Here is a 20,999-nt window from a genome sequence, read left to right on the forward strand (position 1 = left end):
GCTTTCGTCTGCCGTTTAACCGACTAGCAGGACTGTCTTTACCTCAAGATTACATCCCGCTCGGATGAGGACCGCCGCCCGGTTCCGTTGCCCTGTTGGGCGAATTGGCGGGACCGCCGAGCGCATCAATCTCAGCCTATGCGGGGCGAACCGTTACCGTATCGCCAGTCCAAATGGTTACGCTGCTTCCAGCTTGGCGCGCCGTCGTGCTTCACGTTCGGCGGCCGTTGTGATATTTGCGGGGCTATTCATCGGCGATGCATGCCGGTTTATCTCTTCATCCCGCCCACAAACCGTTGACGTTATCGATTTGCATGAGTGTTTTGCCTCTTCGTGTGACACATGTAAACCGGCGCAATCACGCAAGATAATTGCACGCTTGCGCAACTTCATTTCAACTTCTTGCAGTGTTTTTGTAATTTTACGCAATATCGTTCGTTTAACCCATGCATTTTTGTGAGGGAGACGGCGGTTTCTGTTCTCGATGAAGCGCTTAAACTCCCATCCTTTCGCCTTCACTTCTGCATAGGCGAGCAAAACCTTACGGTCTTCATCATCAAACACCAGCGACACCCAGGAGAACGCCTCTTCCATCCGCCCGATACGAGGCCTGCTGCACTTCGCCCTGCGCTCTGTCAGATCGTTGACCGCTGCATGGCGCTGGCGAGTAATATGCTCTTCTCCTGCAACAAGCTCCACCGTTTCATGCCCACGGGTTTCTGTGCTGGTTGATGAGGTTTCAGGCCACGCATTTCCGAACAGCTTAGGGCCGGTGGCGATAGGGAGCGCCATATCCGTCTCCATGGCTTCGATAAGCCGCTCCAGAATAACGGCCTGCGGCTCCGTTATCGACATGCCGATATCGGCTTCCCGGATGATGTTGCCATCCATGTCGCCGGTCCAGTCTCTACCGTCTGACTTCCACCCGCGCGGCTCGCCAATGCGGTTCCCATCTCGGTCCACCTGATAGCCGATGTAGGTCCAGAATTGATCCTGACGCCGGGTAGTTTGATCCATAAGCTTTTCTCGCCTGACAATAAACACTCGGCGCCCAGCCATATCGAGGTAGGTCTGTTGCTCGGAAATCTTCATGCTGCCTGCTCCTGTTCGATCATAGCGTCGGCCAACAGCGTGCCGATCTTTTCCCATGTCTTGCCCATCCGCCCGTAGCTTCCATTTACGAGGCGGTGAGCGCGTTTCTTGATTTGGGCAAGGTCTACGCGCCCGAACTCCTTGATTACGTCTGGTGCCTTCCTGTGGGCCATATGAGCCGATATGAACCGCCATACCGACAAGATCACCACGTCATCAAAGCAGGTTGGGTTGCTGGTCTGAATGCAGCGGACCACCAGCCCCGTCAATTCAATGTCTCTGCGCATCAGGCGCGCTACTGTCCTGCCTCCATAGACGACATTGGCCGGCCGGTCCTTCCACCCTCTGGCATCCGTGTAAGGAAGAACCTTGATTCCATATCCCTCAAGGAAGCGATGCACATTGATGCCGTTAGGCGAACGCGGGCGCTTCGCAATTGTCTCTGGAAACAGATCGGATGGCGATTGGTCGATCATTCCGCCCTCGCCTCAAATTTCTTTCTCCACTTGGAGACATAGCCATTCTTGACCGTGCCCCGCATGTAAAGAATCGTGGTGTGGTTCTTGTGCGCCAGCTGGCCGAGATAGGTTGCCTTCAACCCGGGGAACTGAGCGTCCGTTTCCAGAATGATCAGCCGGCGCGTCATTGATGTTTCCTGATCACGCTTTTCCGATTGGAAATGTTCGTACGTCATGCCATGGGCGATACAGCGGAGTTTGATGAACTTCCGAACCTTGTTCGGGTCGCGCTCTGCGTCTCTGATCGCGCGCTGGTGACAATTCCACGTGTTGACGTGCTCTCTGGGCTCCTGCTTCTTCATCTGCCTGGTCGGCGCGAGATAACGGACCACACCAACATCTGTCCTAGTGGCCTTAGCGTGCACAGCAATGTTGACGACCTTCCCCTTGCCCATCAATCGCTCACGGACGGCCTTGGCCTTGGCTTTCAGTTGCTCCTCATAGGAGATTGTCACCATCTGGTTCATGCTGCCTCGCTTTCCGGCTCAGGGCCGTCGATAAACGCGACACGCGGCAGAGTGACCTTGGCACCGGTGAATGTGGTTCTGACCACACAGCCAGCCTTGAGAGGCGTTGGTGCCGGTGCTTCTTCCACCTGCTTAACGATCGGATTTGAACGCCGCGCGTTGCTCTTCCGATACGGGAATATACCGCGGCGCGTGCTGGTCATGTGCTTGGCCGCGCTGGCGGTTATACCGAGCTTTTCGGCCATGGCGTGCAGCGTGTAGCCATCCCGCCATAGGGCGGCAGCAGCGGCTATCTGTTCCTTGGTGTATAGGGAGCGGTGGTGGTTCATGCCATTTCTCTCCTTTCCACGCTGATCTCTTTGCCCTTGCTGAAAATGCGCTCTGCCTGGGCTCGCCGTACCTGCTTGATGGATGCGCCTTCTATCTCGCGAGAGCAGACGAGATGCCCGTTGAAATATGCCAGCACATGCCGAAGCGCTGCCTTGGTGGCGGCGAGCTCGTCTGGGAAACCTTCTGGTTTGTCGCCGGCGCCCATAATCGGCTTTGGCTTGGCATCGCGGGCAAATCTAACCATTGCCCACCACTGGCCGCCGCGCTGGACTGCATAACCTGAGAATTCATTCATCGCGGAAACAACTCCCTGCTATTCATCGACTTCTCAAATGCCGGTCCAAAACTGGTGCTTGAGCCGTTCCATTGGATTTCCTGGCGCCGGGGGAACTCGTTCTCGCGGGAAAGCGCCAGAATGAACTCTGCCTTGCCCTTGACCTCAGCCATGGTGTCTTCCCACAGGCGGTAGTCGTCGGTGCCTTCCTCGGGCTCCATACCGGCGACTGCCGGATAGGCCTGATGGACGATGATCATGTTGTCGACGTCCTTGTCGATGTTGCCGAGCATGCTCTTGTAGGTCGGCCGGCGACGCTTGGCAGCCATAAGGCGGTCGCGGTAGGTCTTGCCCCATGTCCCGTCGTTGCTGTTCTTGTTGATGTGTGTGAGCGCGATGATCGGTATCTTCCGCTTCATGGCGATGTTCTTGAGCGTCGACGTGGCCCGGTTTGCCTTCTTGAAGTCGTCGGCGTCTTCCATCTTGCCGGTCCACAGCAGCTTTAGAATGTGGTCGACTACAAAAGCCTCGATCCCGTGCTCGCCCTGCAGGCGGTTGATGCGCTCGTCCAGTTCTTCGAGCGTGATCTGCTTGGAAATGATGTCGATGAACTTCAGGCGCTTGATATCGGCCCCTGCCTTCACCAGTTGCTCGACCTCATCCTGAGACACCTGACCACGCTTCTGGCGCTTTGCTGATATGCCGGTGCGTCTCGCCTTCTCGCGCATGATGATCTGATCGGTAGGCATTTCGCCGCTAAGGCCGCCGACCGGGTGCTTTTCGGCCAGATTGAAGAAACACTGCCAGGCAGCCGCAGACTTGCCGGTCTTCACGTCGCCGCCGATCACCAGCAGTTCACCGGTGCCAAGCGGGCCCATGAGATTGGTCAGTTCAGGAACACCAAGATCAAGACCGGCCACACGGCGACCAGCAATCGCGTCAGACGTCACTCCGAGTGTTCGGTCCACCGCGTCAAGAAAGCTCTCCTGCGGCTCGTTACGGGCCTCTATGTCGGCGATGATTGCCGACAGTCGCTGACGGCAGTCCTTGATCTGATCGATGAACTCCAGTTCGTCTGCTGCTCGAGTTGCCGCGGTGCTGGCATCGTCGCCAACTGCGATGGCTTCCCGTCGGTGATAGTACTCGGTCACAGCGTCGGCAAAGTCTGGAACGTTGACGATGTTCACCGTGTTGGCGGCAAGATGCGCCAGATACTGCGAAACCGTCATGTCACCGATTTTCACCGATACCAGTTCCGGCGACATGTGCGACCGGACGGTTACTGCGTTCGCATCCTTGTTGATCGCCCGCAGCTTCAGGATAGCCGTGTAGATGTCACGGTGGATCCGCTCGAAGAAGTGCGAGACGTCAAATGTCACCGGCACGCGACTTACGGATTCGTTGTTCATCAGCAGCGCGCCAAGCAGGGCCTGTTCCGCCTCAATGTTTGCCGGGATGAAGGTTTGGTTCATGGCGTTCATGCTGCCTCCCCTTGGTGATCGAGATAATCTTCTGCTCTTTCGAGCTTCTTTCGACAGGGAGCTATCCAGCGCTGGCGCGTATCTTTTTCGCCCTTGACCCATACGACCCACGAATAGGCGGTGGCGCTTGATGCATCTGGGTCAACCCGACCCTTGACCATGGCAACTCGCTCACAAAATTGGAGAACCAAAGCCGGTGGGTTGTCGCGGAATAGCTGGTCATACCGACCAACCCCTTCGAGGAATGCAGAGCGGACAATAATGGCGCAGCCAATGCGGCTCGTTTCAAGCGCGCGTTCAACGAAGCGATCGGCAAGAGTGAACGGAGGGTTGGTTATGGTCCAATCAACCTCCTCTATTTGATAAGGGAAAAGGAAATCCTCGATCGGCCACCCATAACCGTAATCAGCTATGTCGCTTGCCCTCACCTCTGCGAAATACTCCCTCAGAGGGCGGACCATGAACCCGCGATTAGCGGCAGGCTCGCGCACCGTGAGAGTTGAAAGATCGTGGCCATTTTTCTTGAGCGCGTCACAGAGCGCTCTTGTTGCCCAAGGTGGCGTTGGAAAGTCATCAAGGGAGCGTTTGGGCTCAGAGCGTTGCTGCATTACTGCAGAGGAAGTGTTTTGGCTCATGCGGCGCTCCCTGCGAACAGATCGCCCGATGGCGCGCGCTCGTTGCGCTGTTGAAGAAAGTCTTGGAATGCTGGTCGATACCGTCCCGCGTGGATCTCGACGCCACGCCAGCAGACAGCGAGCGCAGCGGCTTCGGCCGCATTGTCTCTGGTGGCCTTCTTCGCCGGCAGGATGATGCCTTCAAGCTCGCATTGCTCGATGGCAGCGCGCTTCCAGTCGTTCTTGCCGTGATTGTCGAGCGGCGGCTTATATCCAGCGCCGAAGAACATTTTGCGCCAGGTAGCGGCGCTGATCGTTCCCCATGGCTTTCCCCAATTGCCGAGCGTGGCATAGACGGCGCCGTGCAGCATGCAAGAAGATACCGTTGCGGCCGAACCTTTTGGGCTCATCTTGAGAGCGGTTTCCAGAACGATGAAATCCGGCTTCTCGTCCTTGATGAGCTTAGTCACCTTGAGGCCCATCTGGTCAGCGCAATATTCGATGGATGCTTTTGCCGGGAACTCCATCACGTCGCAGCGTATCGAAGCGAGAGCATTCTTGGTTTCCCAGAGAGCCCATCCGGCGTGTTTTGAGACGTCGAGACCGAGAACTCTCATTTGCGATACTCCCTCACCGGTTCAGAGAAAGCGCGCTCTTCCGTCCAGTTGTCGCGATAGATGCGTGTCCGAAGCGTGACCAATGGAATGCCGGTCTTCTTCGATATCGCCGCCAGTGACATCCTCTGGCCCTGATACGTATGCTTCGGTGACGGGTGTGGCGTTCCGCGCTTGCGATCCTGATAGGAGACGACGTCGACACCCTGCAGGACATCCCGCGTCAGGCCGCCGACTGCCACCCTGTCGATTATCGCTTTGACGAGAGCGGTCGGGGTGACGCCGTAGAACTGCGCCTCGCTGGCCAGCACGCTCTCTGCTTTGGCTTGGATTTTTACTTCAAGGCTCATGTTCACCTCGTGGAAGAAAGAACCCGGTGCGGGGTCCGCTTTACATTCTCGCACCGGGTTAGTTGGGCCAGCGCTTGGGAGGAGCTTGCTGGCCGGGGAACTCAGTCGTCTTGCTTGAGGGTGAAGGGGTCATCGCCATCGATGTTCGCCGGCGGCTCCTCCTTGCTTTTGTTGGCGTTGCGCTTTTCCATCGCCGCCTGCAGGTTTTCGAGCATGACCTTCTGTGCGTCGTCATACCCGCGGAGCCATTCGCGATCCTCGTCGCTGCCACCGTTCTGTTTGGACACCCGGTCCAGTGCGGCAAGACCAGCCTGGAATCCTTCGGCGTAAATCATCTCGAGTTTGCCGACGCGGTCGGTCAGCAGATCACCCTGCCTGTCATCGGGGATCAGACCCGAATTGATCATGATCCGCTTCCGGCGGGCGAACTCGTCAATTTTCTTCTGCTTGTCGGTCGTGAAGGTCAGTTCGATGAAATCCTTCAGGTCCTTTTCGGAGACGCCATCGTTCTTGGCGTCCGCCTTGTATTTTTGCTCCTTGGCCTTCAGCTCCTGCTGCTCGTGATAGAGCTTCACGCGCTGCCGGGTGTGGTGGCCCCATAGGGCTTGGCTTTCCGCCTCTGTCAGTTTTGAGTTATGCCCAACTGTCACCGCCTCATCCTTTCCTTCGCCAGCCGGACTTTTTCCACCAGCGCTTGAGTTTCGTTTTCCAGATTGAGAAGATCGTCATTGTCCTCGTACCGATCCCGATCCTGTTTGATTTCCTCCTGCAGAGCCCGGATCTCGGCTTCGCAATATTCGAGGTACGCACGGCGTATCTGGGTGAAGGCGTCGATCGTCACCGACTTGGCCCGCCCGGCCCGAAGGTGCATGATCTGCCAGAAAGAGAGATTGTGACGTCTTGCGAGGCGTCGGACGGCGTTCTCGACGTCGCCGTTACCGGACGTCTCACGCTCCACCATTTTCCTCACATACTCGGACGCAATTGCCGTACTCATGGCATTATTTCCCTGTTTTCCCTGTTTATTAGAACCTGTCGGTTGAACGCCGTACTCTGACATCGTGAATGCGATCCTTGCTGGTTTAGGTAAGTTGAGGTCAGCAAGGATGTGCGGGACACGAAAGGAGCTACCGCCCCGCGTAAGCCACCCGGCCCTGAGGCCAAGTGGTAGTTTTCAAAGGATACGCAGATGCAAGATTTCGAGCGGCGCAGCGTTCGGTGGTGAGAGATTTGAGCGCAGCCGCTTCCGAAATTCCGAGATATTCAGCGATCTGTTGCGTGTCGTAACCACGCTTGAATAGATCATATGCAGTTGGCTTAGAGGCCATCAGCGCCTCCCCTGCACGAATGTGAGAGCAACGAGTGCCAGGATGATGCAAGCCGCCAGAAACACCACAGAGCCGATGAAAACCGTGTAGCCAGTCATGCCGCCACCCGTTCATCGTTGATGCGGGCAACCTCAGCCATCAGTTCAGCCTCAAAGGCCTCCATATCGATGACGATCGGCTTCTGCTTGGTGACCTTCTTCATGATCAATTCCCCTCACGAACTTCGACCGGCCGCTTCGGGTCGGATTTCTCGTATCCCTCGATCTGATGCTGGACGGAGAGGTCGAATAGGATTTCTCGGAGCTTGGATTTCGGGGTGGTCATGCGCCTCCCCCAACGTCTTCGAGAATGAAATGATCGGACGGCGACGGTTCAACGCCAGCGGCGTTCGCCAGTCGGTCTATGACCTTCACTGCAGCGATTTCGCCGCCGTCCGTACCCTGCTGGCGCTGGGTTTCTACAAATGGATGTGCCGGCACAACGAAGGGCTGCCAAGCTATCGGCAATTCACCGTTGGCAAACCCAGACCAGCGTCCAGCAGCCTTGCCGACCGGTTGAATCCAGTAAGACTTGATGACTTTGCCGCACTTGCTAGCTGCCCAGATGTGGTCAGGAACGAAATCGCTAATCTCGTGGACGCGATCACCAACTGTGCGGGTGCTGTGCACCATCTTGCCGCGCGGCGCCTGGGAGAGATCGTGGTTCCAGTTCATACCGCGCTCTCCGACGTTGTGTTGAAGAATGACTTCGGCTCGACCGCCCCGCCGGTAGCGCGGCAAATCTCTTCGATTACGCTCTTGCTGAGATTCTCACCGCGCATGTACCGGTGCACTTGTGCCCGGCTCTTGCCCAGCATTGCCGCAAAAGCTGTTACAGTGGTGTGCTCGTGGATGTAATCTTCAAGGGTCATGTCGCAATTAATGCTACATTATTCCGAGCCTGTCAACAGCAGTGTGGCATAATATGGCATAGAAGATGCGCCAGAGTTGGCGGATAACATGAGCATGTCAAAAAACTGGCTCGATCCGTTCATAAAAGCATCAAAAATTGGCTCACAAGAGGCCCTCGCTGACGCAATGGATTTGTCGCGTGCGACAATCAATCGTCTGGCGAATGACCATTCCTTGCTGAAAAGGGAGCGCGCGGAAAAGCTTGCCGACCTACTCGGCGCGCGCGTCGAGGACTTGATGCTCAACCGCCCGCCTTTGAAAAGCAGGCTGGTATCCTCGTTCGATCCAGATGAGATTGAGCCAGATCAGGTAGAGGACACCGGGAGCTATAGCCGGGAGCACTGGACGCCCGCGGTCGATGGCGCCTTGCCAGAAGTGGACATGAAGCTGGGCGCAGGCTCTGGGATCGTTGGGGAAACGATCAGCATAGGCGTTGGCGCCGAGAGCATAAGCGGTCACCCTGTGGTCGCGGAATGGCTTATCCCGCTCCAGTACCTCCGCAACGAAGCGAAAGCATCACCAAATCATACGCTGGTAATGGAGGTCATCGGAGACTCCATGCAATCCACCTACATGCCTGGCGACCGCGTGCTGGTGGATCTTTCGCAAAACACCATGACCACGGATACGGTCTATGCCATCAGCGACGGCCAAAGCGAACCCCAGATAAAGCGACTGCAACGCATCCCGTTCAGTGACCCGGTTGAGGTTCGCATCATCTCTGACAATCCGAACCTTGAGCGCTTCACGGTCGAGCTCGATCGATTGACCATTATCGGCCGTGTCGTCGGTCACATAGCTCGAAAGTAATCAGGAGAGCCGGCGCTTGGTATTTGTGACATCAAACCTTCTGCAGACCTGCACGATGTCATCGAGCACCCAGCGCTCCGGCATTTTGCGGACTTCGCCGGGATTCGCCTCGTCGCCAGCAGTACCCGCGATAGGAATGATTTGGAAGTCATCGCTTTCGAACGGAGATTCCTTGTGAAGCAGGAACTCGTATGCCGGAAAGCTTTCATTGAGGTGAGCCGTGAACAGCTCCTTGTTCTGGGCCACTCCCTCCATGCGATCATCAGGCGGCACTACGATGAACTGGTTTACCGCTTTCTGAGCCATCTTCTTTCTCCCGTTTGTTCTCATTTCGTTCACGGTAAGAAAGCAGGTTCTAATTCAAGAGTCGAGTCGTTTTTGATTCGGGAAGGACTGCGTCAATGAAGAAGGACCAACCTCCCCGCGAACGCGCCGCCCGTGCACTGTGCCGCTTGAGCGACGTGCCCGAGAACACGAAGTTCGACGGCCGGCCAATGTGGGAGAGCTTCTTGCCGGAGGTGGATGCGGTGCTTGAGGCCGCGCTGGGAGCCGAAGAGCTTGAGAGAATGAAACGGGACGAGGTGAAGAAGCAGTGAGTAAAGCTGGGGGGCTTGAATGGGTGAATTAATTGCTGGTGATGATGGGCTACCGGCCGAAGAAGTCGGTCCATGGGCGAAGGAGAAACAAGAATACCTCTGTCGTTATGTGGATATATCACGCGCGGCTCGAAAGAAATATTTGGCACCATTAGGAAGAGGTGGCGCAACGTATATCGACCTATTCTGCGGCCCGGGACGGTCTCGAATAAGAGACAGTGGGGAGTGGATAGATGGCAGCCCTGTTGCGGCATGGAAGAAAAGCGTCGAGGGCGGCGCTCCATTCTCAAAAGTAATCATCGCAGATATCGATAGTGTTCGCCTCGACGCGGCGGCAGAGCGCCTTACTAAGCTAGGCGCGCCGGTTGTTAAAATACACGGTGCGGCGAAGGACACAGCGTTCCGGGCACTCCAATCTGCGGCCGTTTACGGGCTGAACTTCGGCTTTTTGGATCCCTACAGTATCGGCGCGTTAGACTTTGGAATGTTCCGCACGCTGTCGCGGTTAACTCGAATAGATATCCTAGCTCATATCAGCAAAATGGATTTTCAGCGCAATTTGCCTGGTAACATATCCGAAGAACAAGATGAGTTCGAGAATTTTGCGCCAGGCTGGCGGGAAGCTGTTAACCTGAACCAGCCCCACCCCCATGTTAGACGAGAAGTCTTTGAATATTGGAGAGAGGAGGTTGCAAAAACCGGAATAGACACTTCCAGAGACACGAAGTTAATTACTGGAACGCGCGGCCAGCATCTCTATTGGCTCTTGCTTGCGGCAAAGCACGAACTGGCCCACGCGTTTTGGAAAACCTCTAGTAAGAGCGCCCAAGGAACTCTCGATCTTTAAGCCGCGAGCTGCGGCATTTCATCCCATGTCTTACCACGATAAGACCGACCCGCTGCTTTCTTGTTTTTTCCACCCCACTGCTTGAAGAAGAAGGCGGCACCTGCATCCGTGCATTGATCGAAAATCTCATCGATCCATGTAGGGTTCATCGGGCGAGCATTCGGTCCGGACTCCCCGCCAACGATTGCCCAATGGATGCCGTCGAGCTTTCCGCCCTTCACTGAACCGATGAGCGGTTCGTATGAGACGAAGCGAACGGCGGCCGGAACATTGCGCAAATCATCAAGACGGTGAAGAACGCGCCCATCTTCCACGCTGCTCCCGAGCCAGACATTCGGCAGGATGTCGAAACCATCGCTCAGGATTTCAGCCATGCGATCCGGGCGCTTGGTCAAAATCTGATACGTGTGCCGGCGCGTTTCCTTCATCGCTCGCCAAACTTTGCGAACGAAATCCACAGGCACGTCAGGATGGAACAGGTCAGACATTGAGTTAACAAAAACGTTGCGCGGTTTTGACCATGTCGACGGTATCGACAGCGCCTTTTCATCGAGAGAAATCGCACCCGTCCATTTTGCTCGACCGCCGCTCTTGCGCGTGAGACCCTTGTACTTCTCAACGCCCATCGCCTCAAGTCGAGCAGCCATCCTCATTGCATAACAATTGGTGCAGCCGGCGCTCATGATGGTGCATCCCGCTACCGGGTTCCATGTAGCGTCCGTCCATTCGATTGAAGTCTCAGCCATTGGCAAACCCTCTTAAAGATTGTCGCCATTGTACCAAACATCGTTAATTTTTCGATAAAAATCATCCCAAAATCGGGAAATACTTTTCTATTTCAATCTCTTAGCTATGCGTTCTAAGCATTGCTACCGCACGCCAGCGCGATCCGCTCCGTTTGATTTTTTCGGCCGGGTCCTTATTTCTCGCCGTCCGGAACAATCAGCCAGAATAATTGCACCAGGTCATCCCAGAGCCGTCCTAGATCCTCGATCATCGCAATGATTTCCAGATACGCGTAGATACCAGCGACGATGAGCAAGACCAGTGCGCAGGCCAGCAGCCATGGCCAGATTCTGCGTTTCCGCTTTGGAACGGATTGCGCTTCTTGCTCTACAGTCATCTAGCATCCTCATCCTCACTCCATACACCAAGTACCATCTCTTGAATCTTTCGTCTTGAAGGATGGTGAGGGAGGGTTCCAGCCAAAGCTTCCCCCTACCCCACGGACCAAGTCCAAGAGGCGGGGAAACCATGGCTAAGTCCTGAAGGCCGGAGCCGGGATGGGACACATGCCAGAGGGGCTATTCGCTACCCTCGCCCTGATTTTCTGACAGCACACTTAAGAGCTTTCGCTTCCCGCGCCGTGGGCTTCATCAGCTCGGGAATTGCACCCGGTCGCCCATCACTTGCGACAGGGATAACTCCACTCGTGCTACAATGTCAAATCTTTTGCGTCATTTTATGCTACATTGCAGTTGACAGTGTAGCATAACCTGTTACATTCATCTCCAACAGCAGCGACGAAGCCTCACCCGCCGATCTCGCTGCCCCCACAAGAACCGGAGATGACGACGATGGCATTCGTAACTCGATACAGGATTGAAGACGGTGCCCGCTTTTTCAACGGAACCGAGTTCACGACCGACGAGAACGACGTGTTCGAGTATCGCAGCGAAGGTGAAGCGAACGACGATGCCGATGAGTTCGGTGGCGAGGTCGTCAAGTTCTCTCGGTATGCCCAGCGCCCCGACATCGTTCTTCCGTCGCAGTGGGTCGAGCCAATCGTCATCGGCGCAAATCTGCAAGCCGCAGAATAATCGGAGCAAATTCAATGACCGCTTTCAGAATCCCCCTCCCGACCGACGTTAGCCTTGAGGCTGCAACCCGCGCTCACGCTGGCACCAGCCACACGCCGGAGCGCCGTGGCGAAAGCGAAGTGGCGTCGTATGTTTCGGCAATTCAGGCATTCAACGACAAGCTCGCGGCGGTCGCAGACAACGAAGAACGCATGGCCGAAGCCGTCGCTCGGTCTGAACGCTTCCGCGAAGGCTATATCCAGCGCCAGAACGCCGTCTGGGCTTCTCGCAGCCGGATGATGTCCACAATGATCACCGGTCCTGCAAACTTCCCGGTTCGCCGTCAGGAGAAAATCTGGGCGGCATTCGAGAAGAAAGCAGGCGAGTTCTACGCTTGGCAGGATCGTGCGCTGGCTGCGGCAATCAAGGCGGTGAAGCTGGTCGGCTATGTCGCACCGCCGAAGCCCGAAGGCGCCAAGACCGGCACGGAAGAAGTGATCGTTGGTGACGTCAAAATCGTGGTCAATCACGACCTCGAACGCGTCCAGATCGTCTTCGACGGCAAACCAGCACCGCACATCATCACAGAGCTTAAGGGCGCAGCCTGGAAATGGTCGCCGCGCAACGCCGCATGGCAACGGATGATCACGTCCAACTCGCTCTACTCGGCAAAGCGCATCGCCAACAAGGCGAACGCTCCCGTCGCCGCCGAATAACAGGCCTCCAAGGCTTCAAACAAGGGGTGGAAAGAATGAAAGCCAGCGCGCTTATCAAAGAACTGCAAAATCTGATCGCGGCTCATGGTGATCAGCCTGTCAAATTCGACGGCCGTTCTGGTGACGTACCAGTGGGCGAAATCATTGCTTACGATCAAAACGGAAACGACCCGTCAGTGGAGTCCCCAGCCGCAGAGTTCTATATCCACCAAGGTCCCCGCCTCTCCACCCCTCACACCCCAACGGGAGAGTAAGATGAGCCAGTGGAACACGATCAATTCCGACAAAGAGGAATTTTCGGTCGACGCTCATGAATTTGTCGAGCGCGGGAAAGGAACTCGTTTTGGGACACCCGACGAGGCCTACGATGTTGCGGTTGAACTAGACCGCGAAAATTTGCGGATCGATCTGCACACCAACTTCGACGGCACAATCAGAACATCGACCGTCTATCGGTTCTAACCCCATCCACCAACTGAACCCACCAGCGGGCTGTGTACCGAGTACCCGCGCATTAAAGGGCAGGAATAATGGCAGATACAGTGAAGCATACCAAAGGACCGTGGTTCGTCGGTTCAATGAATGATTGCCTGTTCGTTATCGACCAGCCACCGCGCCCGTCGAATGACGACATTAACCCAGAGCATCAGACCAATGTTGTCGCGAAGCTCGACTACAGAGGTGCGGAACATAACGCGCTCTTGATCGCCGCCGCTCCTGATCTTCTGCTGGCTCTGCAAGAACTGCTCGAAGCATATTCCAAGCCAGACGAGCGCCTATGCTGCGACGGACGCGATTGCGGATGCATGGGGTCTACCGTTCACCAGCAGGCAGAGCATTACGCCCGTGCTGCCATCGCCAAATCGACAGGTGGCCAGTGATGCCCCCTTTCTCCACCACCAACACACAAGAAGCGGATGACCCGACGGAGATCATCATCCGGCTCCGCAATTGCGAAAAGCAGATCGACCAGTCGACCAGAGAGTTTCGCAGAGACGTGAACCGCCTCATCACCGGGCTTCTAACGCTCGGGATCATTTCAGCCTCCTTCCTGCACTTCGGCATGCCGGCTGATCGGGAGATGGCGAAAGCAAATCAGGAGATCAATGTCGCATGGAAAAGATAGTCGACCAGGACAAGTTCAAAGCGATCGGCGGCATTGCTGGAAAGATGCTCGGCGGCCTTCGCCGGGATCGCAAGTGGGATGGCTCACAAATTAAGCTGGGCGCGGTCTACAGCGGCGTACCGATTGAGACCTACCATAGCGACACCGAACTGTTTGACGGCTTCTCTATCTCAAGCTCTGGCCTCCGCGCCGTGCTCAAGCGTCCGTCCGAATATTGGGGCTTTTCGCCTTACAATCCCAATCCGTTCGAAAAGCCGGAGAAGGATAACCTGGAGTTCGGTAAGGCGGCTCATATGCTGCTGCTGGGCGAAGAAGGCTTCAAAGAGCGCTATGTCCTGCGCCCCGAGAAATACCCAGACGACAAAGGCAACGAAAAGCCTTGGAGCGGCAATTCCAACTGGTGCAAGAGATGGCTTGCCGATCAGAAGGACGCCGGCCGCGTCGTCATCACCGATACCGATATCTCGCATATCCGCCATATCGCCAACTCGCTCCAGAGCAAGGAAGCGATCCGCCTCGGCATTCTGAACGGTCGTATCGAGCGCAGCATATTCTGCAAGCATGGCGATATCTGGCTGAAGGCTCGGCCCGACGTGGTGCCAAACGACAGCGGCGACTTTGTTGACTTGAAGACAGCGGCCAGCGTGGATGACGAAAGCCTGTCCAAGGCGATCTATTCCCACGGCTATCATGTTCAAGCTGGTCTTCTCCGCATGGTGGTTCGCGAGATCCTCGGCGCCGACGCCTTCTCCAGCTTCACCTTCGTGTTTGTCGAGAAGTCACCACCATATGACGTGCGCGTGATGCAGTTGAAAGACGAGGATATCGACCTCGGGGAAGCGCTCGCCCGCAAAGCCATTGCGACCGTCAACGAATGCCTGAGGCGCAACGAATGGCCAGGCTACGACGGTTTCGACAAGGCCATTTCCTATGCCGAGATGCCCGCATGGGCAAAGACCCGCATCAAGATTGAACTGGAGGCCGCAGCATGAACCAGATCGCAGAACGCACCGAACGCCCATCAAAGCCTGCGCTCGTCGCCGGCGGCGCTATTTCAGCCATCGTCCCTCAGTCGATCGAGGAATCGTTTCGCCTTTCCGAGGCTATCCACATGTCCGGTATGGCTCCTAGCGGTTTCGATAGCCCGCAGAAGGTGATGATTGCCATGCTTGCGGGGCTCGAAATCGGCCTGCCGCCAATGGCCGCGGTTCAATCAGTCGCTGTTATCAATAACCGCCCCTGCATCTGGGGTGACGCTCTTATCGGCGTCGTCCGCAAGTCGCCCCTCTGCCTCTATGTCACCGAATGGATTGAAGGCGAAGGCGACGAGATGATCGCTCATTGCGAGACGCACCGAAAAGGTGAGCCGCGACCAGTCAAAATGTCGTTTTCGGTGGCCGATGCCAAGAAGGCTGGGCTTTGGCAGACGGAAGCCCGGATCACAAAGAAGTCACGCGACGGCGGCACTTACCAGAAAGACAACGATAGCCCGTGGTACAAATACCCGAAGCGGATGCTGCAGATGCGCGCCCGTGCTTGGTGCCTTCGTGACGTCTATGCCGACGTGACCAAGGGCATGCAGGTTCGCGAAGAAGTCGAGGATTACCAGCACGTCGGCCCCGACAATGCCCGCGATATCACACCGGCCCAGCCGTCGGTCATGGCACGGCTTCGCGCCGCTCAGGAAGCCCCGCAGCATCCCGAGGACGAGCGCGAAGGCTTTGACGCCGCATTCGTCCATTCCGAGACAGAAACCGCTCTCACGGGCGAGATACTGCCCAACACCAATTCCGACGATGAAACCCCTGCCCCGTCGTCGGATAACGCTGGCATGAAGCCAGTAAATGAGGCCGGAGCGGATGATGTCCCCGCCTCCGATGCTCCGGCCTCGACCATCCCCGATGACGTGCGGAAGCATTTCATTGACTTCGCCAGAAAGGCACTGACGACGGCAACCGATGCTCAGCTCGGCGTGGCGCAGCGCATACAGGCGATCGACAATATGGAGCTCGACTATCGCGACGTGGTGCCGGAAGCATTCTGGGGCAAATTGGAGGGGCTCAAAATCCCGGCTCAATATGTCATCAGCGGCCAGCGGACGGTTGATAAGGCCCGCAGCTACATCGCCAAGGATGTTTTGTACTGTAACGAAGCTGAGATCGGCGGTGCGGCATGAACTCGGTTGAAACCCACATGAAGCGTTATCCAAAATCACGGCCGTCGAAACTTGCCGAATTGGCGAAGCGTGACGAGACGACCCAAAGGCTGCGGCGCGAGATAAATGCCCGCCTGCCTTGGTGGAAACGCCTGACACGCGCGCTGGGAGGGCAGAGGTGATGAAGAACCCTGCCGAATACACCACCACTCCATTTCACGGTATGCACGTTATGCAGGTCGATCCTGGCACCGTCATCACCGACGAGCGCACCGGCATGGAAGCTACCGTCGAAGACGATACCTTCGTCACCAAAGGAAACGTGATCTTCTGCACCCAGAAGGTCTTCGACGCGCTCAAGGAGAAAATCCAATGAGCCGCCGAGAGTTTACGCCTACCCAGCGCAGGGAAATTGTCGCTCGGTCGAAGAACGCCAGCGGTTTCATCTGCTGCGAAGGATGCGGCCAGGTTCTTGGCGCTAAACCTTACGAGATAGACCACATCATTCCGGAAGGCCTCCGTCCAGAAGTCGATAAGCAGCGCAAGATCACCATCGTGGAAGGCCAGTTGCTTGGAAAAGACTGCTGTCACCGCGGCGAGAACGGCAAGACGAAAAAGGACCAGAAGCAGATCGCGAAGTCAAATCGTCAGTTCGACAGCTCTCAGGGCCTGAAGCGCCCGAAGCAGAAGATCCCCACGAATAACTCGCTGCGCACCCGGCAGCCCAAAAAGGCCGTCGTCTACCGGCCCGTCACGTTCTATCGCGAGGATACGCCATGACTACCAGATATTGCCGGCGATGCGATTGCCCAACGGATCATTCAAAAATCCGCGTGAATGTGATGGGAGATACAGACGAGGGTGTCGTCTCAAGGTTTTTTTGGGGGGTGCTCAGTCTTGGCGCTAACGAGGCACTGGCTGATCGGTACCTCGAATGCAACGAGTGTGGCGCGAGGAGAAAGCCATGACCGCATTGGAAGAGATCAAGAAGGCGCTGAAGAAGGTCTACATCGCGGAATGGTACATCTCCGGGGTAAAGACCAACGGCTTAAGCGTTGTCCATAATGCCGCTGACAGCAGCATGTTTGGCATTACGGCTGAAACATTCGAAGCTGAATACTTAGTCGCCGTCAACCCTGCGGCCATATCCGAACTCATCTCCACCCTCGAAAGCTTGCAGCGCGAGAACGAGGAATTGCGCCAGCGGCTCGACGTCGGACCATGTGGTGAAGACGCAATTGACGTTGCCGAAAGCGCTGCGGACCATCTTCTTCATCGCGCCGAGGCAGCAGAGGCCGAGGTGAAGCGGCTGCGTGAGAACCAGTTGACGTGGCGTCCAATGGGCAGCGCCCCGAAAGATGGGAAGCATTGCATCCTGTCCATACCATCGGGCGGGTTTGCCTACACGGTCCAAGGTGCTTTCATGGGCGGCAAATGGATCAACGCTCTGAACGTCGATGCCGAACCTCTCGCGTGGATGCCAAACGTCATGCTTCCAGACGCATACTGCCCTTGGAAAAGACCTTTCTCCGTTCCACTCGCCAGCACAAAAGGCGACCCTCTCAAGGCCTTCGACTCCCTAGTTGAAGGGCCGAGCTTTACGGAAATCGCCAGCACAGGAGGAGATCACAATGCAGAGTGAAGCCTTTGAGTTGATCGATCGGTTTGAAAAGGCTGTTGACGCTAACGGTTATCGGACCCGCGACAGGCACACAGAAGAAGAATACCGCGCCGCTAAGGCCGCCCTTGAAGCCGCCCTGTCCGCTGCGGAGCCGGTAAGCAGCCGCAATGATGAAGCCGGATATGTCGAGTTCCTGAACCAAGACGTTCCCTACGTGGTCCGCGATATCCAAGGCGCTGTGGCCATCCTCATGGGTTTGGAGACGCGCAATGTCATTGGCTATCGGGTTTACGATCCTGATTCTGTGTTTGCCCCTCCCGCCCCATCCGTGGCCGTGAAGGAAGGACAGATGATCAACAATATGCTTCTGTCTCAAGTTCTACAAAATGCGTTCTTCGCAGGCAGAGGAACGAGTGGCACTGTTTCACGGGAAGATATGGCGGCTTGGCAGGATTACGACCCGTACCGCCTCGAAGCATTCAAGCGCATTCGCTCCGCCATCTCCGCACAGGTGCAGGACGTGGCGGGGTGGCAGCCGATTGAGACCGCGCCGAAGGATGGCGCCATTCTGAGGCTGTTGGTCAATCCAGATCAGGAAGAGTTTACAGCGTTTGATGACAGCCTGACGCCTTTTGAAACTATCGGCTTCAATAACCTTGAAAACACGAAAGAGGATCGCTGGGAGTTCGCTGGATGGGATTGGCAGCAGGACTGCTTCATCACTGGTCGTGGCGAAGTCATCGCATGGTCTATTTTTGACGCGCTCAAACCGCTTCATGACGTTGCCGGGTATGAAGCCAGCCAATCGGCTAAACTTTGGCCGGGACAAAACGCTGGCACAGTCATCAAAGAAATGCAGGACATCGCGACCGGCGAATACGACGGCTATGAAGACGCATGCGACCCTTGGACCGCTGACAACCGAGCCGACATAGACCGCTGGCAATCAATAATCAGCGACACTCTCCCAGCAGCACCCGCAAAGCAGGAGGGCGGCACCAATGAGTGATATCGTGGAACGGGTTCGTGAATTCCTCGCCTTGGAGGATGATTTGAAGGATGTCGTAGTCGCGTCCCTTACCCCCGAACAGGTTGACACTCTTCGGGCGTTCCTTCACCTGGAAACCTCTTCGGAGAAGATCAACCGTTTAGAAACGGAGAACTCTTCTCTCCGCCAACTCCTATCCGAAGCCGAGACGCGCGAGCGGGAGGCAAAGGCGAAGCTGCAAGCGATGCACCGCCGTGCACAGCAATCTGAGCGCGTCGAGAACATGCTTCGTGCTGAACTAACATCGTGGCTGAAGATTTTCGAAACATCTCAAAACGTCTGGTCGAAACCTCGCCGTCTGCTGATACGCGCTATCATTCGCAAGTTAGACCGTCGCGTTCGGAAGATTGCTGTTTCAAGCGCCCTGCAATCGGAGGAGCGGTGATGCTGACCAGAATGGAAAAGCATGTTCTGCGAGTGCTCAGAGAACACGAAGCCGAGGAAGAAAAGGGATACGAGGACGCCTTTGTCGTCAGCCTTGCTCAAAGAGGGTACGTGGCCACCTCGCCCTACACGAAGCATGAGAGTGGCTTCGTAAGCAGAGTAATCTCAATCACCGACGCCGGCCGAGCGGCGCTTGAAAGGAGCGTTGGATCGCCTGTGCATAAACCCGCTGTGGATAGCGGGGAAAGCGGGGACGAATGACGAAACATGCTGTCATCCCTGCCGGATGCTGGCCTGCTGTCCTTAGAGATGAGCACGCGGCAGCCTATGCCGGCGAAAAGACGGTCGATGCTTTTATCAGCCGTGTTGGAACCGTATGGCCTCGGCCGTTCATCGAGACCGGAACCGGCAAGGGCAGATTCAGAGCGTGGCGGAAGATAGACCTGGACAAGGCTATTGGCGTAAACGACGGCGCCGATCTGGAAGCGTGGTGATGATACCTGTCACCATGCCTCCATATACCTCGTTCAAGACGCTGGCCAACGGATCGACCGGCTACTATTGGACGTGCCCTACCCTGTACCGAAAGGCTGGCTGCCCCTACCGTAGCGCGGCTCTTGGCGTAAACCTCTCTCAAGCTGAACTGGTGGCCGCAGCAAAGGTCTGGAATGATCGGCTGGAGGATTGGCGCCGGGAGAAAGAAAACCCGCGTCATGAGCCCGATACTAGCCGATACGGCACGGTCGAATGGCTCGTGAATGTCTATCTCTCGCACAATTCATTTCTAGAGCGCGTGGGTGAGTTCAGCCGCCCAGACTACAAGCGTGTCTTTGACCGGGTCTGCGCTATCGAGATCACCAAACCGAACGGAGATAAATCCAGGTTCGGAGACGCAAAAATTACAAATGTTGCCGTGAGCACCGCCGAGAAAGTCTATCTCCATTTCTCTGGGGAAAAGGCCAATCGTATGGGAGAGAAAGTAGTCACCTATTGCAAGGCTATGTGGAAGCGCATGCGGCCGCATCATCCCGACCTGTTCCGACCGGACACACCGAACCCGTGGGAAGGCGTCACCGTCAAGAGACGTCAGAAGGCCACCAAGGGATATGTAGATCGCAAAGCGGTCTATGAGTTCGCTGACGGTGCAATCGAGAAAGGGCGTGGGGAGTTGGCTGCAGCCGCCGTGCTGGCCTTCGAATGGCTTATGCGCCCGTCATCAATCGGGGCAGGCTTTGCGCCTTGGACCGGCTACAGAGCGTCCGACCATCCCGATAAGATCCGGCTGAAGCATCGCAAGAACGATGCGTTGGCACTGCACCCGCTTGAGTTCGTCGACGAAGATGGATCGACAGTCCTGCTCTATTCGCAAGCGGAAGAGGTTCTTCGCAAGGCGCCGAGATATGGCACATCAATCGTGTGCAAGAAGAACGGCCAGCTTTTTGGCGATGGCACGTTCTTGGCTCATGAAGTCAGGGAGATGGCAGACAAGCTCAGAGAGGCAGGGAAACTGTCGGCGCCAGAGTTCAGCCTGGATATGTGCAGGCATGGCGGCATGACGGAGCTTGAGGAGAAAGGCCTTACCGAAGGGCAAGGCAGAGTGCTGTCAAAGCACAAGACGGCTTCGGCTTATCGCGGGTATGCGAAAGAGACAGAGAAGCGCGTCCTAGAGGCCACGAAAAAGCGTTTTGGCCGTTCTGAATAGTCAAAATTTGTGAATGAAATCAATGGCCGTATTCGGCAGAAAATGTATCGTTGCGGGGCGACTTATTCAGAACGCCTACTGAAAACATTACATTTTGTCGGGATTTGCAGTCCTCTGCGTCACCACTCCGCCACGAGGCCTCACACGCTCATCAATGGAGCGATGGCGGGCATTTAG

General features: G+C 56.2%; 36 protein-coding genes. 20 read left to right on the forward strand and 16 right to left on the reverse strand.

Features of this window, described 5'->3' with window-relative positions:
* Positions 1-177 precede the first annotated feature (177 nt).
* From FHW77_RS14195 to FHW77_RS14255, 13 genes are all read right to left on the reverse strand, one after another.
* A complete protein-coding gene (locus FHW77_RS14195; RefSeq protein ID WP_182590543.1) occupies positions 178-1,092 on the reverse strand; it encodes a hypothetical protein in 915 nt (304 codons plus the stop codon).
* Complete coding sequence (locus FHW77_RS14200; RefSeq protein WP_112635737.1) at positions 1,089-1,568, reverse strand: hypothetical protein; 480 nt, start codon at positions 1,566-1,568, stop codon at positions 1,089-1,091. Before FHW77_RS14200 ends, FHW77_RS14195 begins: the two co-directional genes overlap by 4 nt.
* On the reverse strand, positions 1,565-2,077 hold the full coding sequence (locus tag FHW77_RS14205; RefSeq protein WP_182590544.1) for a hypothetical protein: 513 nt from the start codon (positions 2,075-2,077) through the stop codon (positions 1,565-1,567). Before FHW77_RS14205 ends, FHW77_RS14200 begins: the two co-directional genes overlap by 4 nt.
* On the reverse strand, positions 2,074-2,406 hold the full coding sequence (locus FHW77_RS14210; protein WP_182590545.1) for a GcrA cell cycle regulator: 333 nt from the start codon (positions 2,404-2,406) through the stop codon (positions 2,074-2,076). Before FHW77_RS14210 ends, FHW77_RS14205 begins: the two co-directional genes overlap by 4 nt.
* Positions 2,403-2,702 carry a hypothetical protein gene (locus tag FHW77_RS14215; RefSeq protein WP_060723221.1) on the reverse strand — a complete coding sequence of 100 codons (300 nt, stop codon included), beginning with the start codon at positions 2,700-2,702 and terminating at the stop codon, positions 2,403-2,405. Before FHW77_RS14215 ends, FHW77_RS14210 begins: the two co-directional genes overlap by 4 nt.
* Entirely contained in the window at positions 2,699-4,162 is a 1,464-nt protein-coding gene (locus FHW77_RS14220; RefSeq protein WP_182590546.1) for a DnaB-like helicase C-terminal domain-containing protein, read from the reverse strand. Before FHW77_RS14220 ends, FHW77_RS14215 begins: the two co-directional genes overlap by 4 nt.
* A complete protein-coding gene (locus FHW77_RS14225) occupies positions 4,159-4,797 on the reverse strand; it encodes a methyltransferase (RefSeq protein ID WP_182590547.1) in 639 nt (212 codons plus the stop codon). Before FHW77_RS14225 ends, FHW77_RS14220 begins: the two co-directional genes overlap by 4 nt.
* Positions 4,794-5,393, reverse strand: coding sequence for a hypothetical protein (locus tag FHW77_RS14230; RefSeq protein ID WP_182590548.1), 600 nt, complete (start codon positions 5,391-5,393; stop codon positions 4,794-4,796). Before FHW77_RS14230 ends, FHW77_RS14225 begins: the two co-directional genes overlap by 4 nt.
* Positions 5,390-5,740: a hypothetical protein gene (locus tag FHW77_RS14235; protein WP_182590549.1), complete on the reverse strand. Its 351-nt coding sequence runs from the start codon at positions 5,738-5,740 to the stop codon at positions 5,390-5,392. Before FHW77_RS14235 ends, FHW77_RS14230 begins: the two co-directional genes overlap by 4 nt.
* Before the next feature lie 101 nt (positions 5,741-5,841).
* Entirely contained in the window at positions 5,842-6,390 is a 549-nt protein-coding gene (locus FHW77_RS14240; protein WP_182590550.1) for a hypothetical protein, read from the reverse strand.
* On the reverse strand, positions 6,387-6,737 hold the full coding sequence (locus FHW77_RS14245) for a hypothetical protein (RefSeq protein ID WP_182590551.1): 351 nt from the start codon (positions 6,735-6,737) through the stop codon (positions 6,387-6,389). The genes FHW77_RS14240 and FHW77_RS14245 overlap by 4 nt, the downstream gene beginning before the upstream one ends.
* Before the next feature lie 651 nt (positions 6,738-7,388).
* On the reverse strand, positions 7,389-7,781 hold the full coding sequence (locus FHW77_RS26745) for a hypothetical protein (RefSeq protein WP_286086111.1): 393 nt from the start codon (positions 7,779-7,781) through the stop codon (positions 7,389-7,391).
* Complete coding sequence (locus FHW77_RS14255; RefSeq protein ID WP_182590552.1) at positions 7,778-7,978, reverse strand: helix-turn-helix domain-containing protein; 201 nt, start codon at positions 7,976-7,978, stop codon at positions 7,778-7,780. Before FHW77_RS14255 ends, FHW77_RS26745 begins: the two co-directional genes overlap by 4 nt.
* 94 nt (positions 7,979-8,072) lie before the next feature.
* On the opposite strand from FHW77_RS14255, the gene FHW77_RS14260 reads away from it, so the two are divergent.
* Positions 8,073-8,828: a LexA family transcriptional regulator gene (locus FHW77_RS14260; protein WP_037093440.1), complete on the forward strand. Its 756-nt coding sequence runs from the start codon at positions 8,073-8,075 to the stop codon at positions 8,826-8,828.
* On the opposite strand, the gene FHW77_RS14265 is transcribed toward FHW77_RS14260, so the two are convergent.
* Positions 8,829-9,134: a hypothetical protein gene (locus FHW77_RS14265; protein ID WP_112416362.1), complete on the reverse strand. Its 306-nt coding sequence runs from the start codon at positions 9,132-9,134 to the stop codon at positions 8,829-8,831.
* Positions 9,135-9,229: 95 nt separating this feature from the next.
* On the opposite strand from FHW77_RS14265, the gene FHW77_RS14270 reads away from it, so the two are divergent.
* On the forward strand, positions 9,230-9,424 hold the full coding sequence (locus FHW77_RS14270; protein ID WP_182590553.1) for a hypothetical protein: 195 nt from the start codon (positions 9,230-9,232) through the stop codon (positions 9,422-9,424).
* A 19-nt stretch (positions 9,425-9,443) separates the two neighbouring features.
* Complete coding sequence (gene tcmP, locus FHW77_RS14275; protein WP_182590554.1) at positions 9,444-10,271, forward strand: three-Cys-motif partner protein TcmP; 828 nt, start codon at positions 9,444-9,446, stop codon at positions 10,269-10,271.
* Here the strand turns inward: tcmP and FHW77_RS14280 are convergent.
* Together FHW77_RS14280 and FHW77_RS14285 are read right to left on the reverse strand one after the other, a co-directional pair.
* Positions 10,268-11,017 carry a DUF5131 family protein gene (locus tag FHW77_RS14280; protein WP_182590555.1) on the reverse strand — a complete coding sequence of 250 codons (750 nt, stop codon included), beginning with the start codon at positions 11,015-11,017 and terminating at the stop codon, positions 10,268-10,270. The genes tcmP and FHW77_RS14280 overlap by 4 nt on opposite strands.
* A gap of 173 nt (positions 11,018-11,190) precedes the next feature.
* Complete coding sequence (locus FHW77_RS14285; RefSeq protein ID WP_182590556.1) at positions 11,191-11,394, reverse strand: hypothetical protein; 204 nt, start codon at positions 11,392-11,394, stop codon at positions 11,191-11,193.
* A 454-nt stretch (positions 11,395-11,848) separates the two neighbouring features.
* Between FHW77_RS14285 and FHW77_RS14290 the strand changes: the two genes are divergently transcribed.
* The 17 genes from FHW77_RS14290 (at position 11,849) to FHW77_RS14370 (ending at position 20,822) form a co-directional block, all read left to right on the forward strand.
* Positions 11,849-12,091, forward strand: a complete 243-nt coding sequence (locus FHW77_RS14290; RefSeq protein ID WP_182590557.1) for a hypothetical protein — start codon at positions 11,849-11,851, stop codon at positions 12,089-12,091.
* Positions 12,092-12,105: 14 nt separating this feature from the next.
* A complete protein-coding gene (locus tag FHW77_RS14295; protein WP_182590558.1) occupies positions 12,106-12,786 on the forward strand; it encodes a hypothetical protein in 681 nt (226 codons plus the stop codon).
* A 35-nt stretch (positions 12,787-12,821) separates the two neighbouring features.
* The gene (locus FHW77_RS14300) at positions 12,822-13,040 is read left to right on the forward strand and encodes a hypothetical protein (RefSeq protein WP_182590559.1); all 219 of its coding nucleotides are present in this window, start codon (positions 12,822-12,824) and stop codon (positions 13,038-13,040) included.
* Between the two features lies 1 nt (position 13,041).
* Positions 13,042-13,248, forward strand: coding sequence for a hypothetical protein (locus FHW77_RS14305; RefSeq protein ID WP_182590560.1), 207 nt, complete (start codon positions 13,042-13,044; stop codon positions 13,246-13,248).
* Between the two features lie 68 nt (positions 13,249-13,316).
* Entirely contained in the window at positions 13,317-13,667 is a 351-nt protein-coding gene (locus tag FHW77_RS14310) for an XkdD/Y8K6 family phage-associated protein (RefSeq protein ID WP_182590561.1), read from the forward strand.
* A complete protein-coding gene (locus FHW77_RS14315; RefSeq protein ID WP_182590562.1) occupies positions 13,667-13,912 on the forward strand; it encodes a hypothetical protein in 246 nt (81 codons plus the stop codon). Before FHW77_RS14310 ends, FHW77_RS14315 begins: the two co-directional genes overlap by 1 nt.
* Positions 13,900-14,904, forward strand: a complete 1,005-nt coding sequence (locus FHW77_RS14320; protein WP_182590563.1) for a PD-(D/E)XK nuclease-like domain-containing protein — start codon at positions 13,900-13,902, stop codon at positions 14,902-14,904. The genes FHW77_RS14315 and FHW77_RS14320 overlap by 13 nt, the downstream gene beginning before the upstream one ends.
* Entirely contained in the window at positions 14,901-16,088 is a 1,188-nt protein-coding gene (locus FHW77_RS14325) for a hypothetical protein (protein ID WP_182590564.1), read from the forward strand. The genes FHW77_RS14320 and FHW77_RS14325 overlap by 4 nt, the downstream gene beginning before the upstream one ends.
* Positions 16,085-16,249: a hypothetical protein gene (locus tag FHW77_RS14330; RefSeq protein ID WP_182590565.1), complete on the forward strand. Its 165-nt coding sequence runs from the start codon at positions 16,085-16,087 to the stop codon at positions 16,247-16,249. Before FHW77_RS14325 ends, FHW77_RS14330 begins: the two co-directional genes overlap by 4 nt.
* Positions 16,249-16,443: a hypothetical protein gene (locus FHW77_RS14335; protein WP_182590566.1), complete on the forward strand. Its 195-nt coding sequence runs from the start codon at positions 16,249-16,251 to the stop codon at positions 16,441-16,443. The genes FHW77_RS14330 and FHW77_RS14335 overlap by 1 nt, the downstream gene beginning before the upstream one ends.
* Entirely contained in the window at positions 16,440-16,847 is a 408-nt protein-coding gene (locus FHW77_RS14340; RefSeq protein WP_182590567.1) for a hypothetical protein, read from the forward strand. The genes FHW77_RS14335 and FHW77_RS14340 overlap by 4 nt, the downstream gene beginning before the upstream one ends.
* Positions 16,848-17,031: 184 nt before the next feature.
* Complete coding sequence (locus FHW77_RS14345; protein WP_182590568.1) at positions 17,032-17,709, forward strand: cell division protein ZapB; 678 nt, start codon at positions 17,032-17,034, stop codon at positions 17,707-17,709.
* Positions 17,699-18,697 carry a hypothetical protein gene (locus FHW77_RS14350; protein WP_182590569.1) on the forward strand — a complete coding sequence of 333 codons (999 nt, stop codon included), beginning with the start codon at positions 17,699-17,701 and terminating at the stop codon, positions 18,695-18,697. The genes FHW77_RS14345 and FHW77_RS14350 overlap by 11 nt, the downstream gene beginning before the upstream one ends.
* A complete protein-coding gene (locus FHW77_RS14355) occupies positions 18,690-19,121 on the forward strand; it encodes a hypothetical protein (RefSeq protein ID WP_182590570.1) in 432 nt (143 codons plus the stop codon). The genes FHW77_RS14350 and FHW77_RS14355 overlap by 8 nt, the downstream gene beginning before the upstream one ends.
* Positions 19,121-19,381: a hypothetical protein gene (locus tag FHW77_RS14360; RefSeq protein WP_182590571.1), complete on the forward strand. Its 261-nt coding sequence runs from the start codon at positions 19,121-19,123 to the stop codon at positions 19,379-19,381. Before FHW77_RS14355 ends, FHW77_RS14360 begins: the two co-directional genes overlap by 1 nt.
* Positions 19,378-19,614, forward strand: coding sequence for a hypothetical protein (locus FHW77_RS14365; RefSeq protein ID WP_104679484.1), 237 nt, complete (start codon positions 19,378-19,380; stop codon positions 19,612-19,614). Before FHW77_RS14360 ends, FHW77_RS14365 begins: the two co-directional genes overlap by 4 nt.
* Positions 19,614-20,822 carry a hypothetical protein gene (locus tag FHW77_RS14370; RefSeq protein ID WP_182590572.1) on the forward strand — a complete coding sequence of 403 codons (1,209 nt, stop codon included), beginning with the start codon at positions 19,614-19,616 and terminating at the stop codon, positions 20,820-20,822. The genes FHW77_RS14365 and FHW77_RS14370 overlap by 1 nt, the downstream gene beginning before the upstream one ends.
* Positions 20,823-20,999: the final 177 nt, after the last annotated feature.

It is taken from the genome of Agrobacterium sp. RC10-4-1, from assembly GCF_014138475.1.
Taxonomy (GTDB): Bacteria; Pseudomonadota; Alphaproteobacteria; order Rhizobiales; family Rhizobiaceae; genus Agrobacterium; species Agrobacterium pusense.